The organism is Streptomyces sp. AP-93 (assembly GCF_022808175.1).
Classification (GTDB): Bacteria; Actinomycetota; Actinomycetes; order Streptomycetales; family Streptomycetaceae; genus Streptomyces.
In genome coordinates this window covers 48325-62257 of the sequence record NZ_JALGBX010000017.1, presented here as the reverse complement: position 1 = coordinate 62257, position 13933 = coordinate 48325, and the positions used below count along the sequence as shown (strand labels likewise).

The window sequence follows — 13933 nt, the reverse complement described above, 5'->3', positions numbered from 1 at the left end:
TACTGACCGCCTCCGGGTCAGGCGAGGCCCGCTTCCTTCATCTGTCGCAGCTCCTTCTTCAGCTCACCGACCTCGTCACGGATCCGGGCCGCGACCTCGAACTGCAGCTCCGCGGCCGCGCCCCGCATCCGCTCGGTCATCTGCTCGATGAGTGCGGCCAGTTCGGCGGCGGGACGGTCGGTCGCGACCACGGGACCCTTCGCTCCCCTGGCCCCCTTCGCCCCGGCCTTGCCGCCCGACGCGGCCTGCGCCGCCTTGCCGCCCAGCGCCGGGACGGGGGCCTTGAGGGCCTTGCCGTCCTTCGTCTGCCGGTAGCCGGTGCCGAGGAGCTCCTCGGTGTCGAGCTCCTCGCGGGCGATGGTGGCGACGATGTCGTTGATCTTCTTGCGCAGCGGCTGCGGGTCGATCCCGTTGGCCGTGTTGTAGGCGACCTGCTTCTCGCGGCGCCGGTTGGTCTCGTCGATGGCCTGCGCCATCGCCGGGGTGATGCTGTCCGCGTACATGTGGACCTGGCCGGACACGTTGCGCGCGGCGCGGCCGATGGTCTGGATCAGCGAGGTGCCGGAGCGCAGGAAGCCCTGCTTGTCGGCGTCGAGGATCGCCACCAGCGACACCTCGGGCAGGTCGAGGCCCTCGCGCAGCAGGTTGATGCCGACCAGGACGTCGTACTCGCCGGCCCGCAGCTCGCGCAGCAGCTCGATGCGGCGCAGGGTGTCCACGTCGCTGTGCAGGTAGCGGACCTGGATGCCGAGCTCCAGGAAGTAGTCGGTGAGGTCCTCGGCCATCTTCTTGGTGAGGGTGGTGACCAGGACCCGCTCGTCCTTCTCCACCCTCTGGCGGATCTCGTGCACCAAGTCGTCGATCTGGCCCTCGGTGGGCTTGACCACGACCTCGGGGTCGATGAGGCCGGTCGGGCGGATGATCTGCTCGACGAAGCCGTCGCCGCGCGAGAGCTCGTACTTCCCCGGAGTGGCAGACAGGTAGACGGTCTGGCCGATCCGCTCCTGGAACTCCTCCCACTTCAGCGGCCGGTTGTCGAGGGCCGACGGGAGCCGGAAGCCGTGGTCGACCAGGGTCCGCTTGCGCGAGGCGTCGCCCTCGTACATCGCGCCGATCTGCGGCACGGTGACGTGCGATTCGTCGATGACGAGGAGGAAGTCCTCGGGGAAGTAGTCGATGAGGGTGTTCGGGGCGGAGCCGCGCTCGCGGTCGTCCATGTGCAGCGAGTAGTTCTCGATGCCGGAGCAGGAGCCGATCTGGCGCATCATCTCCAGGTCGTAGGTGGTGCGCATGCGCAGGCGCTGCGCCTCCAGCATCTTGCCCTGCTTCTCCAGCTCGGCGAGGCGCTCGGCGAGCTCGGCCTCGATGCCGCGGACCGCCTTCTCCATGCGCTCGGGGCCGGCGACGTAGTGGCTGGCGGGGAAGACGTAGAGCTCGCGGTCCTCGCTGATCACCTCGCCGGTCAGCGGGTGCAGGGTGGACAGGGCCTCGATCTCGTCGCCGAACATCTCGATGCGGACGGCCAGTTCCTCGTAGACCGGGAAGATCTCGATGGTGTCGCCGCGCACCCGGAAGGTGCCCCGGGTGAAGGCCACGTCGTTGCGGGTGTACTGGATGTCGACGAAGCGGCGCAGGAGCTGGTCCCGGTCCATCTCCTCACCGACCTTGAGGGGGACCATCCGGTCCACGTACTCCTGCGGGGTGCCGAGGCCGTAGATGCAGGACACGGAGGCGACGACGATGACGTCGCGCCGGGTGAGGAGGGAATTGGTCGCGGAGTGGCGCAGCCGCTCCACCTCCTCGTTGATCGAGGAGTCCTTCTCGATGTAGGTGTCCGACTGCGGTACGTACGCCTCGGGCTGGTAGTAGTCGTAGTACGAGACGAAGTACTCGACCGCGTTGTTCGGCAGGAGCTCGCGGAACTCGTTCGCCAGCTGGGCGGCGAGCGTCTTGTTCGGCGCCATCACCAGGGTGGGCCGCTGGAGCTTCTCGATCATCCAGGCGGTCGTCGCCGACTTGCCGGTTCCGGTCGCGCCGAGCAGCACGACATCCTTCTCACCTGCACGGATGCGCTTCTCCAGCTCGGCGATGGCCGCCGGCTGGTCGCCGCTGGGCGTGTAGGAGCTGACGACCTCGAAAGGCGCCACCGTGCGTTCGATCTTCGATACGGGCCGCATGGGTCAACCGTACGACCCCCCACTGACACCCGAGGCACGCCCGCCCCGGGCGGAGCCGTGCGGGCGTGGTCCGTTTGTCGTAGTTCGGTGGCGGCCCGGTGATCGCCAACCCCATGATCGCCGTACGCGGCTCTCCCTGAAAGTGCGTCGGAAACGCACCGCCGCCAGTGCCCCGCCGCAACGAATGCCGCTCCGCGCCCGTTTGACGGCAGGAGCAGGGCCCCTGACCCGAGGAGAACGCGCATGTACGTCCGATCAGCCGCCGCGGCCACCGCCGCCTTCCTTGGACTCACCCTGACCGTGTGCGCTGCGGGCTCCGCCTCGGCCGCACCCGGTCCGGACTGGCTGTCCAACCCGATCGTGTACGCCCACCGGGGGGCTTCGGCGTACGCCCCGGAGAACACCCTGGAGGCGATCGACCTCGCCATGGAGATGGGGTTCGACTGGGTGGAGAACGACGTCCAGCGCACCAGGGACGGGGAGCTCGTGGTCATCCACGACGAGACCCTGGCCCGGACGACCGACGTCGAGGAGGTGTTCCCCGACCGCAAGCCCTGGCGGGTGAAGGACTTCACCGCGGCGGAGATCGCCCGGCTGGACGCGGGCAGCTGGTTCGGGCAGGAGTTCGCGGGCGCCCGCGTACCGACCCTGCGGGCGTACATGAACCGGGTCCAGCGCAACCAGCAGCGGCTGCTCCTGGAGATCAAGAAGCCGGAGCTCTACCCGGGGATCGAGCGGCAGACCCTGGACGTGCTGGGCGAGACCGGCTGGCTCGAAGAAGACCACGTGGCCCGCCGGCTGGTGGTCCAGAGCTTCAGCGCCACCTCGGTCCGCACCGTGCACGAACTGCGCCCCGACCTGGTCACGGCCTTCCTCGGCACCCCGGCCCTCGCCGACCTGCCGCGGTACGCCGAGTTCACCGACCGGATCAACCCCTGGCACACCACCATCGACAGCGACTGGGTCGCCGCGGTGCACGGGCTGCTCGGCGCCCACGGCAAGGCGCTCGAAGTGGACACCTGGATCGTGAACGACGCCGCGACCGCCCGGAAGGTCCAGGACATGGGCGTGGACGGGATCATCACCGACAACCCCGACGTCGTACGGGAAGCGGTCGGCGGCTACTGACGGGCAGGGCCGTCAGCGTTGTCGGCGTTGTCAGCGTTGTCAGCGTTGTCAGTGGGGCGCCGTACGGTGAAGGGGTGGACACTCCTGAGCCCCGCGGGCCGTACCTCGAATGGACCGTCGTCGACAGCGGCGGCATCGGCATCGGGGCGCTGCTCCTCGCCGCCACCCCCGAGGGCCTGGTCAAGATCGAGTTCCATGCCGGACCGGACCGGGCCGAGAAGATGATCGGGGCGCTGATCTCCCGCCTCGGTGCCGACGCATGGCGCCCGCCGCCGGGCGTGGAGGTGCTGCTGGCCGAGCCGATACGCCAGCTGGACGCCTACTTCGCCGGTACGCTGCGCCGCTTCGAGCTGCCGCTGGACTGGCGGCTGAGCTCCGGCTTCAACCGGCAGGTCCTGCTGGTGCTGGACCGCACCGTGCCCTACGGGGCGGTCGTGGGGTACGGCGAGCTGGCCGCCCGGGCCGGGGCCCCGGGCGCGGCCCAGGCCGTCGGCAACGCCATGGGCTCGAACCCGCTGCCCCTGGTGGTGGCCTGCCACCGGGTCGTGGAGAACGACGGGGGCATCGGCGGCTTCGGCGGCGGCGTGGAGACCAAGCGCCGCCTGCTGGCCCTGGAGGGGGTCCTCCCCCAGCCGCTGTTCTGAGGGGGGACGGGCCGTGCTCCCGGTGCTCCCCGTGCTCCCCGAAACCCTGTTCCGCCCGCCTGGGGAGGGGTGCGAAACTGCGGCGGTGACCACACCTTGCGCCGCACCCGCAGCCCCTCCGCATCCGTGTCGGGGGTGGACCGCGTGAGCACCGCGCCCGGCACCGCCCGGCCCGCCGTCACGTTCACCGCCGCCGACCTGCCCAGGCTGCGGCGCCGCACCTCCGGGGTACTGATCGCCGGCCAGGTGCTGGGCGGGATCGGCGTGCCCATCAGCATCGCCCTGGCCCCGGTCCTGGCCACCGAGGTCAGCGGGACGGAGTCGCTCTCCGGCTTCGCCTCGACCGCCTCCGTGATCGGCACCGCGGCCGTCTCCCTGCCGCTCGCCGCGCTGATGACCGCGCGCGGCCGCCGGCCCGGCCTGGTCCTGGCCTACGTGATCGGCGCGGCCGGTGCCGCCCTCGTCGTCCTCGCCGCCTCGATCAAGAGCTTCCCGCTGCTGATGCTCGGCATGGCCGCCTTCGGAGCCGCCTCCTCCGCCAACCTCCAGGCCCGCTTCGCCGCCGCCGACCTCGCCGAGCCGGACCACCGGGCACGGGCGATCTCCGTCGTCGTCTGGGCCTCCACCATCGGCGCCGTGCTCGGCCCCAACCTCTCCGCCCCGGCCAGCCGCAGCTTCGCCGGCACCTCCATACCCCCGACGGCGGGGCCCTTCATCTGGGCCGGCGCCGTCTTCCTGCTCACCGCCACGCTGATCGGCGTACTCCTGCGCCCGGACCCGCTGCTGACGGCCCGCGCGCTCGCCCCGGCCGAGGACCAGACCCGCGCCGGGCGTTCGCTGCGCGCCGGGTTCGCGGCCGTCAAGGCCTCCCCCCGGGCCCGGCTCGCGCTGCTCACCATCGCGGTGTCACACACCACCATGGTCTCGATCATGGTGATGACCCCGGTCGACCTCGGGCACCACGGAGCCGGGCTCCAGCTCATCGGGCTCGTCATCAGCGGGCACATCGCCGGCATGTTCGGCTTCTCGCCGGTAATGGGCTGGCTCGCGGACCGGATCGGCCGGCTGTCCGTGATCGGGCTCGCCGCCGGGCTGCTGTCCATCGCCGCGCTGCTCGCCGGCACCGCCGACGGGAACCACACCCAGAGCGGCGTCGGCCTCTTCCTGCTCGGACTGGGCTGGTCCGCCGGCATGGTCTCCGGCTCGGCGCTGCTGACCGACTCGGTGCCGCAGCCCGCGCGTGCCGCCGTACAGGGGCTGGGCGACCTCACCATGAACACGGCCGCCGGGGTCGGCGGCGCCGCCGCCGGGCTGGTCATGTCCCAGGCGGGGTACGGCTGGCTCAACGCGGCCGCCGCCGCCCTGCTGCTGCCGATGGCGGCGCTCGCGCTGTTCACCTCGCGCCGCCGTCCCGCGAAGGCCTCCCCTACCGATCAGTAGCTGATGTGGTAGGCCTTGCGGAGGGTCTCGTGGACCGTCCAGGTGGTCTTGTCGCCCTCCCGCAGGACGCAAGCGGAGCCCGGGCCGACCTCCAGCGTCTCGCCGCCCTCCACCTCGACGGTGGCCCGGCCGCTCACGACCACGAACAGCTCGTTCGCCTCGGTGTCGGTGACCACGCCGGGGGTGATCTGCCAGATCCCGCGCACCTGCGAGCCGTCCGGCGCCTCCCACAGCACCTTGCCCGTCACCACGGGGTTCCCGGAGACGATCTGCGCGGGGTCGAGCTCGTCCACCTCCAGCTCGGAGTCCGGGAAATCCGTCACGGAAACGGCGAAGGAGGCGGGGGCGGGGGCGGGGACAGGGACGTCGTGGTGATCAGTTGTGCTCATGTCCGGGAGCCTAATCCGGACACCGGGCGCGCCGGGGTGACCAGAGCGTCCAGCGCGCGCCCGGCCCACCCGTCACCCTGTCGAGCGGCGTCGCGCGGTGAGCACCGGCTGGTGGAACCCGGAGTTTCCTTCTTGACGCCGACCTCGCACCGCTACGCGGGCTTCGCCCGGCGGCGCCTGGCTCCGTCCGGCGGTGGCCGGTCGGGGCCCGCGCCACTGCCGTCCCGGCGCGGGGTCCGGTGGGCGGGTGCGGGTGGTTCGGCCCTGCGGGGCCGGGGTCCCCTACCCGCCCTTCGCCCGTTCCCCGGGCTGCGCCCGGACCCTTGCCGTGTGCGGCGCCGTTGCCGGGGACCAGTCCCCGGACCCCTGCGCCTCAAACGCCGGCGAGGCTGGATACGCCGACGGGGCTGGAATTGCCCCGGCAATCCAGCGCGCTGACGCGCACGTGCAGGCTGACGCCGGGCGAAATCCAGCCTCGCCGGCGTTTGAGGCGCGGGGTCTGGGGCGGAGCCCCAGGGGGTCCGGGCGCAGCCCGGTACCCCTCCTCAGCCCGTCCGGCGCTTGAGGACCGGGGTCCGGGCGGAGCCCGGGAACGGGCGAAGGGCGGGTAGGGGACTTCGCCCCGCGCAGCGGCACACCCGCAGACGTCCAGGCCGACGCGGCGCCACCCCCAGCCCCCCGCGCCCCCGCCTCGCGGGCGACGGAGCCGGGCTGCCTCGGGTCCGTGCCGGTGACGCAGTGACCGAGCGCGGCCCGGGCGGGCGGTGCGCGCTCGCCGGTCGGCATACAGCAGGTCGTGGCGGTCGGCGAGTTCGTCGTGGAAGGTGTCCGGGTCCCGGGAGGCCGGTGCGTCCTGAGGGCTCATGCGGGCACGCCACCGGGGCGGGTTCGCGCCGCTGCGGCGTCCGGGCGTTTGGGGTGCCGGATCGCGTGCCAGGGATGGGGACATGTCACAGCACACTGCATCTGAGCACACGGCGCCGTCCCCCGTCCCGGCCGCGGTCCCGGTCCTGTCGGAGGAGGTGCGCGAGGCGCTGGAGCGCCGGCAGCCCGTCGTGGCGCTGGAGTCCACCATCCTCGCCCACGGCCTGCCCCGCCCCCGCAATCTGGCGGTCGGTCTGGAACTGGAGGAGCTCGTCCGGGCGGAGGGAGCCGTTCCGGCGACGATCGCGGTCGTCGACGGGGTGGCGTACGCCGGGCTGGACAAGGCCCGGCTGGAGCGGATCGCGGGCGGCGAGGGCGTGCGCAAGCTCGGCCACCGGGATCTGGCCCCCGCCCTCGCCACTGGGGCGACGGGCGCGACCACGGTCTCGGCCACGGCCTTCCTCGCCGCGCGGGCGGGACTGCGGGTCTTCGCCACCGGCGGGCTCGGCGGCGTCCACCGGGACTGGACGCGGTCGCAGGACGAGTCGGCGGACCTCGCGCTGCTGGCGCGGACCCGGATCACCGTGGTGTGCGCGGGGGTGAAGTCGATCCTGGACGTGCCCGCGACGCTCCAGCGGCTGGAGACGCTGGGGGTGACGGTCCTCGGCTACGGGACGGATCGTTTCCCCGGGTTCTACCTGGCCGATTCCGGCGAGCCGGTGGACTGGACGGTCCACCGCCCGGAGGAGGTGGCGGCCGTGATGGCCGCTCAGGACCGCCTCGGCGGCGCGGAGTCGGCGCTGCTCGTGGCCCATCCGGTGGCGCGGGAGCGGCAGCTCGATCCGGAGCTCCACGACCGGGTCCTGGCCGAGGCGCTGTCGGAGTGCCGGGAGCGGGGCATCACGGGGCAGGCGGTGACGCCGTTCCTGCTGGGGTTCCTGGTGCGCGCGACGGGCGGGGCCTCCCTGGAGGCCAACCTCGCGGCGGTACGGGGCAACGTGCGCCTCGGGGCCCGGATCGCGCGGGCCTGGGCGGCGCGGCCGTGACCGCGGCGCCGGCCGCTCCCGCCGGGCCGGGGGCGCTGCTCGTCGTGGGGGACGTGGTGACGGATGTCGTGGCAGTGCATGCGGAGCCGCTGGCTCCGGGTACCGACACCCCGGCCCGGATCCGCACCCTGCCGGGCGGCGCCGGGGCCAACGCGGCCTGCTGGGCCGCCCACGCGGGCGCCGCGGAGGTACGCCTCCTCGCGCGGGTCGGCGCCGACTCGGCCGGGTGGCACGAGCGGGCGCTGCTCGACGCGGGGGTGCGGCCGAGGCTGGTGATCGATCCCGCCGAGCCGACCGGGACGGTGGTCGCGCTGGTCGGCGAGGACGCGGAGCGGACCTTCCTGACCGACAGCGGGGCCTCGCTGCGGCTCTCCGCCGCCGACTGGGAGCCCGGACTGCTGGACGGAGTCGCCCATCTCCACCTGTCGGGCTACCTGTTCTTCGCCGACGCGAGCCGGGAGCTGGCCCTGATCGCGCTACGGGCGGCCCGTGCCCGGAACGTACCGGTGAGCGTGGATCCGGCCTCGGCGGGGTTCCTGGCCGCGCTGGGTCCGGAGCGCTTCCTTGCCGCCGCGGCGGGGGCCGGCGTACTGCTGCCGAACGAGGACGAGGCGCTGCTGCTCGCGGGGTCGCCGGGGGCGACCGGGGCGACGGGGGCAACCGGGGCGACCGGGGCGATCAGGCCGCCGGATCGGCCGGCCGCGGTCGCGCGAGCCGCGGTCGCTCGGGCCGCGGCGGAGCTGAGCCGGCGGGTGCCGTTGGTGGTGGTCACCCGGGGCGGGGCCGGAGCGCTCATCGCCGAGGACGGCCGGGTGACGGCCGAGGTCGCGGCGGAGAGCGCCGAGGCGGTGGATTCCACTGGCGCCGGGGACGCCTTCACGGGTGCGTTCCTCGCGGCCCGGCTGGCCGGAGCGGGCTCGGCGTGGGCCGCGGGGGCCGGCTGCCGGGCGGCCGCGCTGGCGGTGACCCGGCTGGGCGGGCGGCCGTAGGGAGAACTGGGGAAGACCGTACGGCCGCACCTGTGGGTGTTACGACGTGTACTGCTGGTCCATCCAGTCGATCACGCCCGCGCTGTCCAGGTGGTAGCGGAAGACACGGCCCTGGTTCGGGTGGGCGATCAGCCAGTCGATGAGCTGCTGGAGCGTGATCGGCTTGCTCACCGGGCTGGCGATGATGGGGGTGACGGCCGTGATCTTGGCATCCTCTGCGATGTTGAGGAAGGTTTCCTTGCCGGTGGTCTCGAAGGGGGCGGAATCCTTGCCGGGGGCGGCGCAGCCCCAGTTGCCGTGCTTGATGATCAGGCTGTGGACCCCGCCTTCGGGGGTGTAGCGGTAGACGGCGACCTCGTCGGGCGAGATCGGCATCTTGTGGTCGCAGGTGGAACCGGGCGTCGGCGCCTTCTTCGTGCCGGCCGGGGTGACGGTCGCGGTGGCGGGCGGAGTGGCGGCCGGGGTCGGCTTCTTCGACGGGGCCGGGGAGGGCGACGGCGAGGCCGACGGCGAGGTGGTGCCCGTGGCCGCCGCGCTGGTGGCGGGACTCGCGGGGGTTCCCGGCGCGCCGGCCTCCTCGTCACCGTTGCACGCCGTGAGGGCCAGGGTCCCGCACAGGGCCAACGCGGCGAGCGCCGCCTGCGTGCGCACCCGTCTCGCGCCCCGAACCGCCGTGCCGTGTCCGCGCATTGCCTTCTCCCTCTGCCAAGGCGCCACCGGGGTGGCGCCGTCGAAGCGTGCCGTCAACGTAGCGCGCGGTTCCGGCCGGAGCGATGGCCGGAACCGATCGTCACCGTGCCGGAATCCCCCTGTTGCGGTTCCCGGACCTCCGTGACGGGGCGGGGGTACGCAGTGGCACGCAGAGGCATGCAGTGGAACGCCAACGTGCATGGACGGGCGCCGGCGTCAGCGCGGCAGTCCCGCGGAGTCAGCCGGTGCGGCCCGGCCGCAGGCCCGTCCAGGCCGGGTGGCGCGGATCGTCGGCGCGGACCAGGGCGTCGGCCCGGTCCGCCGGGGCGGTCTCGGCCTCGTAGCGTGCGAAGGCGGGGAGGGTCCAGCGGGCGGACTCCTCGGTGCGGCGGGCGAGCGCGCCCGGGGAGAGGCCGATGTGGACGCTGAGGTCGAAGGGGAACCAGTGGCTCAGCAGCAGCGGGCCGTGCACGATGAGTACGCCGCCTGGCGGGAGTTCGGCGTAGGGGCTGCGGGTCGCCCGGTCGGTGGCCGGGTCCCAGAGGTCGGGCAGCACCCGGCCGGTGCCGCCGGGGTCGGTCGGGCCGAAGACCTCCCGCCAGAGCGCCGCCGTGTCGTACCAGCCGTCGAGGTAGGAGTCGACGTCCTCGCGGCCGAACTCGAAGCGCAGGGAGGCCGGGCGCAGGAAGCCCTCGGCCGCCACGACCAGGACCGAACGCCCGCGCAGGCGCAGCGCGTCGGCGAGCTCCGCCGCGAGGACGCCGGTGCGGGCGGCGGGCGCCCCGTCGATGCCCACGCGCTGCCACCGGTCCCCCGGGCCGGTCTCGCTCTCGCCGCTGCCCTTCTCGTTGTCGTTGTCGTTGTCGTCGAGGTGACCGGCGAGCCGCTCGGCCATCCGCTGCCATGTGATCGCTTCCAGCTGCACCAGCCCATTGTCAGTGGTGGCCCCTAACGTTTTTCGAGAGGGATCACCGGCGCACAGGGGCCGGTGGCCCGGCCTTGGGGAGGGGTCTGTCATGGCTCGGGAGACGACGTATCTGGAGCTGTCCCAGGAGGACGGCGGAGCCCACAAGTTCTACGAGGTCACCCTCGACGGCACCGCCGTCTCGGTGCGGTACGGACGCATCGGCGCGGACGGCCAGCTGCAGAACTCCTCCTTCCCGACCGCCGAGAAGGCACGGGCGGCCGCCGCCAAGAAGGTCGGCGAGAAGGTCCGCAAGGGCTATGCCCCGGCGGTGCGGGGAGCCCGCGCGGCCCGGTCGGTGACGCGCCGCCAAGTGACCTCGACGCCGTCCACCGCACGCGCGACGGCCCCCGTGCTGTGGCGGCTGCGTACGGGGTCCTCCGCCTTCGGGATCCACGTCGACGAGGACCGCTGCTGGGTCGGCAACCAGGCCGGCGACGTCTACACGGTGAGCCACGGCGGTGAGGTGCTGGCCCGGTACTCGCTGCCGGACGGGGTGAAGTGCCTGGTGGCGGACGAGTTCTGGATCTACGCGGGCTGTGACGACGGCACGGTCTACGACCTGTCCTCGAAGGTGCCGTTCGGGGCGTACGACATCGCGGCCGACGTGGACATCTTCTGGCTCGACATCCGCGAGGGCGTGCTGAACGTGTCCGACCGCAACGGCGGGCTGACGGTCATCGACCACGAGGACGAGTTCCAGTGGTCGCGGCGCTCGGCCGGTACGAACGCGTGGATGGTGCGCGCGGACGAGCGGGCGGTCTACCACGGCCACGGCAAGGGGGTCACGGCCTACGCCCCGGACGGCGGGCGGGAGTTGTGGCACACGCAGACCGACGGGGCGGTGCTGTTCGGCTGGCAGGAGGACCACGCGGTGTACGCGGGGACCGGCCGCAACACCGTGCAGCGGCTGTCGAAGGCGACGGGCGCGCTGGAGGCCTCGTACCGGTGCGACGCGGCGGTCTACTCGTGCGCGACCTCGCCGGACGGCCGGCACGTCTTCGCCGGCGACCTGGCGTCGTCCGTGTACTGCTTCGACGCCGACGGGCGGCGGCTGTGGAAGCTGGGCACCGGCAGCGGGGCCGCGCTGTCCATGCAGTATCTGGACGAGCGGCTGTACTTGGTGACCACGGACGGTTCGCTGGTGTGCGTGGACGCGAGCGAGGCCGCGATCGCAGCCGCACGGGAGGGGACGGTGCCGACGCCCGTGGACGTGAAGTCGGCGGCCGCCCTGCCCGTCTTCACCCCGGCCGTCACCCCCGCCTCGGTGGCGACGGTGTCCGTGTCCTCGGTGCCCGCGGGCGGTGTGGTCGTGGAGTGCGTGCAGCAGGGCCAGCGGATGCGCGTACAGGTCGTGTCGGGCGGGTTCGAGCCCTCCTGGAACGTGCAGTTCCCGCGCGGGATACGGGAGCCCGGCGCCCGGTACGTGGTGGACGGCCTGCACCCGGCGGCCGGGGGCTTCTACCGCGTGCGCGGGGAGATCCGCCGACTCGTCTGAGCGGTGACCGGAAGCTTCACGGGGGGGCGAGGGCGACGGGCCGGATCTCACCTGGCCGGAGCTCACCGGGCCCGATCTCACCGCGTCCGCGTGGGGCACGCGCAGGGCGTGGCCCCGGGTGGGGCCTCGGCGGGCAGCGCGAAGGGGTCGCCCTCGGCGAGGGCGGCGGTCACGCAGAGCACGACCGGCTCGGTGCCGAGGTTGCGGCCGAGGTGGACGTGGCGGCGACCGGCGGGCTCGACGAAGCTGGTGCCGGTGTGATGCACCTCGACCGTGCCGTCGCGCAGGATCCGGGTCAGGATGCCGGACTTGACCACCGCTATCAGCGGGACGCGGTGGTAATGCCAGCCGGTGCAGCCGCCGGGCTCTATCTCGACCTCTCTCACCACGAGGTCGGAGGCCACCTCCGCTTTCGGACGCCGGCCCGCAACCCTCGGGCGCCCGGCCGTCGCCTGCCGTCCAGCCATGTTTCCCTCCTCCATGGACCGGCCGCGGCCCACTCGACTCACGGTAGGAGGACACCATGAGGTCAGGGAAGACTCTGTGAAACCGCAACTACCCGTTCTTACAAGGTGATATACGGCCGGATCGGCGGTATCACTTCGGCATGAGCCTGGTCGTTTTCGAGTCGACGAAGCAGATCCACTGCGCGGAGTGCAGGCAGGGACCACTGGGCCGCCTCGTCCGCGAGGCCGGCGTGCCCCGTTGCCTGGACTGCGCCGACCTCGGACACCTCGTCTACCTGCCGCGCGGCAACGCGGCCCTCACCCGGCGGGCCCACGAGGCCAGTCCGCTGTCCGCCGTCGTCGTCCGCTTCCACCGGCGCCGCCGTCGCTACGAGCGCCTGGGGATCCTCGTCGAGGACGCGGCCCTGGCCCGGGCCGAGCGGGCCTGCCTCGCGGACGCCGAAGCGCGGGCCCGCCGCCGGGAGCGCGACCGGCTGCGCCGCGCGGCCGAGGACACCCGGTTCACGGCGGCCTTCGCCGCCGAGATTCTGCGGCTGTTCCCCGGGTGCCCCGCCGGCCGGGCCCAGGCCATCGCCGCGCACGCCTCGGTGCGCGGCAGCGGCCGGGTGGGCCGCAGCGCGGCAGGCCGGGCCCTGGACCCGCCGGCCGTGTACGCGGCGGTACGGGCGGCCGTGCGGCACCTCGACACCGAGTACGACGCCCTGCTGATGGGGGGCGTGCCGCGGTTCGCGGCCCGGGCCCGGCTGGCGCCCCGGATCGACGCGATCCTGGACGGCTGGCGGGCGGCTCCCCAGGCGCCCGCGCAGGCTAGTTGAGCCGGAACCGGCGGTAGAGCAGCACCCCGCCGAGCAGCATGGCGCCGCCGCCGGACAGCAGGTAGCCGACGTTCTCGGCCCCGGTGTGGGCGAGGGCCGAGGGGTGGCTGCGAGGCGGGGCCGGCGGGGTGACCGGCCGCACGGCGGCGGGCGGCTGGACGGGCTTGCCGACGACCGGGGCCGGGCCGTTGACGGAGGTGTTGCCCCCGGAGGAGTTGCCGACGCCGACGACGCTCACCGCGTTGCCGCTGATGTTGACCGGCACCTCGACCGGAAGCTGGAGCCCGTTGCCGGAGAGCAGCCCCGGCGAATCCTTTCCCCGCCCATCGGCCACCGCACCCCGGCCCGGCCCGCCGTTCCCCGCACCGTTTCCGGCGCCGGGTTTCGAGGGGTGCGAGAGGTCGGACGGCCGCGACCCGTGATGACCAGGCTTGCCCGGCTTCCCACCGCCCTGGTCCGCGTTGACACACCGGTTCCCGGCTGCCGAGTTGAGCACGCCGACCACGCTCACGGTGTTCCCGCACACGTTCACCGGGGCGCTCACCGGCAGTTGCAGCAGATTCCCCGACAGCACCCCCGGCGAACGCACGGCCTGCCCGCCCGCCTCCGCGTCGGCGTGGGCGAAGCCGCCCACACCCGCGACCGCGAGTCCACCCCCCGCAACCACCGCAGCGATCAAGCCATTCCGACGACTGTGACGCATCAGTTTTCCTGCCTTCCGGAAGGGTCCACGGGCCTTGCACCCGTACCGGAAACAACGCGGTAACCCCATTCGGGTTATAGGGCCGGTAGGCATTTCACTCCATCGTGTACTGGGTAATC

13 protein-coding genes are annotated in these 13933 nt (G+C 73.3%); 7 read left to right on the top strand and 6 right to left on the bottom strand.

Going from position 1 to position 13933, the window contains the following annotated elements:
• Nucleotides 1–17: 17 nt before the first annotated feature.
• Nucleotides 18–2177: an excinuclease ABC subunit UvrB gene (uvrB, locus tag MTF69_RS26135; protein WP_243338322.1), complete on the bottom strand. Its 2160-nt coding sequence runs from the start codon at nt 2175–2177 to the stop codon at nt 18–20.
• 243 nt (nt 2178–2420) lie between these two features.
• Here uvrB and MTF69_RS26130 point away from each other — a divergent pair, with 243 nt between their 5' ends.
• The 3 genes from MTF69_RS26130 (at nt 2421) to MTF69_RS26120 (ending at nt 5389) form a co-directional block, all read left to right on the top strand.
• The gene (locus MTF69_RS26130) at nt 2421–3305 is read left to right on the top strand and encodes a glycerophosphodiester phosphodiesterase family protein (RefSeq protein ID WP_243338321.1); all 885 of its coding nucleotides are present in this window, start codon (nt 2421–2423) and stop codon (nt 3303–3305) included.
• Between the two features lie 74 nt (nt 3306–3379).
• Nucleotides 3380–3949, top strand: a complete 570-nt coding sequence (locus MTF69_RS26125) for a methylated-DNA--[protein]-cysteine S-methyltransferase (protein WP_243338319.1) — start codon at nt 3380–3382, stop codon at nt 3947–3949.
• Nucleotides 3950–4093: 144 nt separating this feature from the next.
• Entirely contained in the window at nt 4094–5389 is a 1296-nt protein-coding gene (locus MTF69_RS26120) for an MFS transporter (protein ID WP_243338316.1), read from the top strand.
• Here MTF69_RS26120 and MTF69_RS26115 read toward each other — a convergent pair.
• Nucleotides 5383–5778 (bottom strand): cupin domain-containing protein, encoded by a 396-nt coding sequence (locus MTF69_RS26115; protein WP_243338314.1) that lies wholly within the window; start codon nt 5776–5778, stop codon nt 5383–5385. The genes MTF69_RS26120 and MTF69_RS26115 overlap by 7 nt on opposite strands.
• Nucleotides 5779–6725: 947 nt before the next feature.
• Here MTF69_RS26115 and MTF69_RS26110 point away from each other — a divergent pair.
• Nucleotides 6726–7688 (top strand): pseudouridine-5'-phosphate glycosidase, encoded by a 963-nt coding sequence (locus MTF69_RS26110; protein WP_243338312.1) that lies wholly within the window; start codon nt 6726–6728, stop codon nt 7686–7688.
• Nucleotides 7685–8677, top strand: coding sequence for a PfkB family carbohydrate kinase (locus MTF69_RS26105; RefSeq protein WP_243338310.1), 993 nt, complete (start codon nt 7685–7687; stop codon nt 8675–8677). The genes MTF69_RS26110 and MTF69_RS26105 overlap by 4 nt, the downstream gene beginning before the upstream one ends.
• Nucleotides 8678–8716: 39 nt before the next feature.
• Here MTF69_RS26105 and MTF69_RS26100 read toward each other — a convergent pair whose 3' ends face one another.
• Both MTF69_RS26100 and MTF69_RS26095 read right to left on the bottom strand, forming a co-directional pair.
• Nucleotides 8717–9367 (bottom strand): hypothetical protein, encoded by a 651-nt coding sequence (locus MTF69_RS26100; protein ID WP_243338308.1) that lies wholly within the window; start codon nt 9365–9367, stop codon nt 8717–8719.
• 238 nt (nt 9368–9605) lie between these two features.
• On the bottom strand, nt 9606–10292 hold the full coding sequence (locus tag MTF69_RS26095) for a uridine kinase (RefSeq protein WP_243338306.1): 687 nt from the start codon (nt 10290–10292) through the stop codon (nt 9606–9608).
• Between the two features lie 91 nt (nt 10293–10383).
• On the opposite strand from MTF69_RS26095, the gene MTF69_RS26090 reads away from it, so the two are divergent.
• On the top strand, nt 10384–11829 hold the full coding sequence (locus tag MTF69_RS26090; RefSeq protein ID WP_243338304.1) for a WGR domain-containing protein: 1446 nt from the start codon (nt 10384–10386) through the stop codon (nt 11827–11829).
• A 77-nt stretch (nt 11830–11906) separates the two neighbouring features.
• Here MTF69_RS26090 and MTF69_RS26085 read toward each other — a convergent pair whose 3' ends face one another.
• Nucleotides 11907–12296, bottom strand: coding sequence for a cupin domain-containing protein (locus MTF69_RS26085; protein ID WP_308401454.1), 390 nt, complete (start codon nt 12294–12296; stop codon nt 11907–11909).
• Nucleotides 12297–12436: 140 nt separating this feature from the next.
• Between MTF69_RS26085 and MTF69_RS26080 the strand changes: the two genes are divergently transcribed.
• Nucleotides 12437–13111: a DUF2293 domain-containing protein gene (locus MTF69_RS26080; protein WP_243338301.1), complete on the top strand. Its 675-nt coding sequence runs from the start codon at nt 12437–12439 to the stop codon at nt 13109–13111.
• Here the strand turns inward: MTF69_RS26080 and MTF69_RS26075 are convergent.
• Nucleotides 13104–13778 carry a chaplin gene (locus MTF69_RS26075; protein WP_308401453.1) on the bottom strand — a complete coding sequence of 225 codons (675 nt, stop codon included), beginning with the start codon at nt 13776–13778 and terminating at the stop codon, nt 13104–13106. The two genes, MTF69_RS26080 and MTF69_RS26075, sit on opposite strands and share 8 nt — an antisense overlap.
• Nucleotides 13779–13933 lie beyond the last annotated feature (155 nt).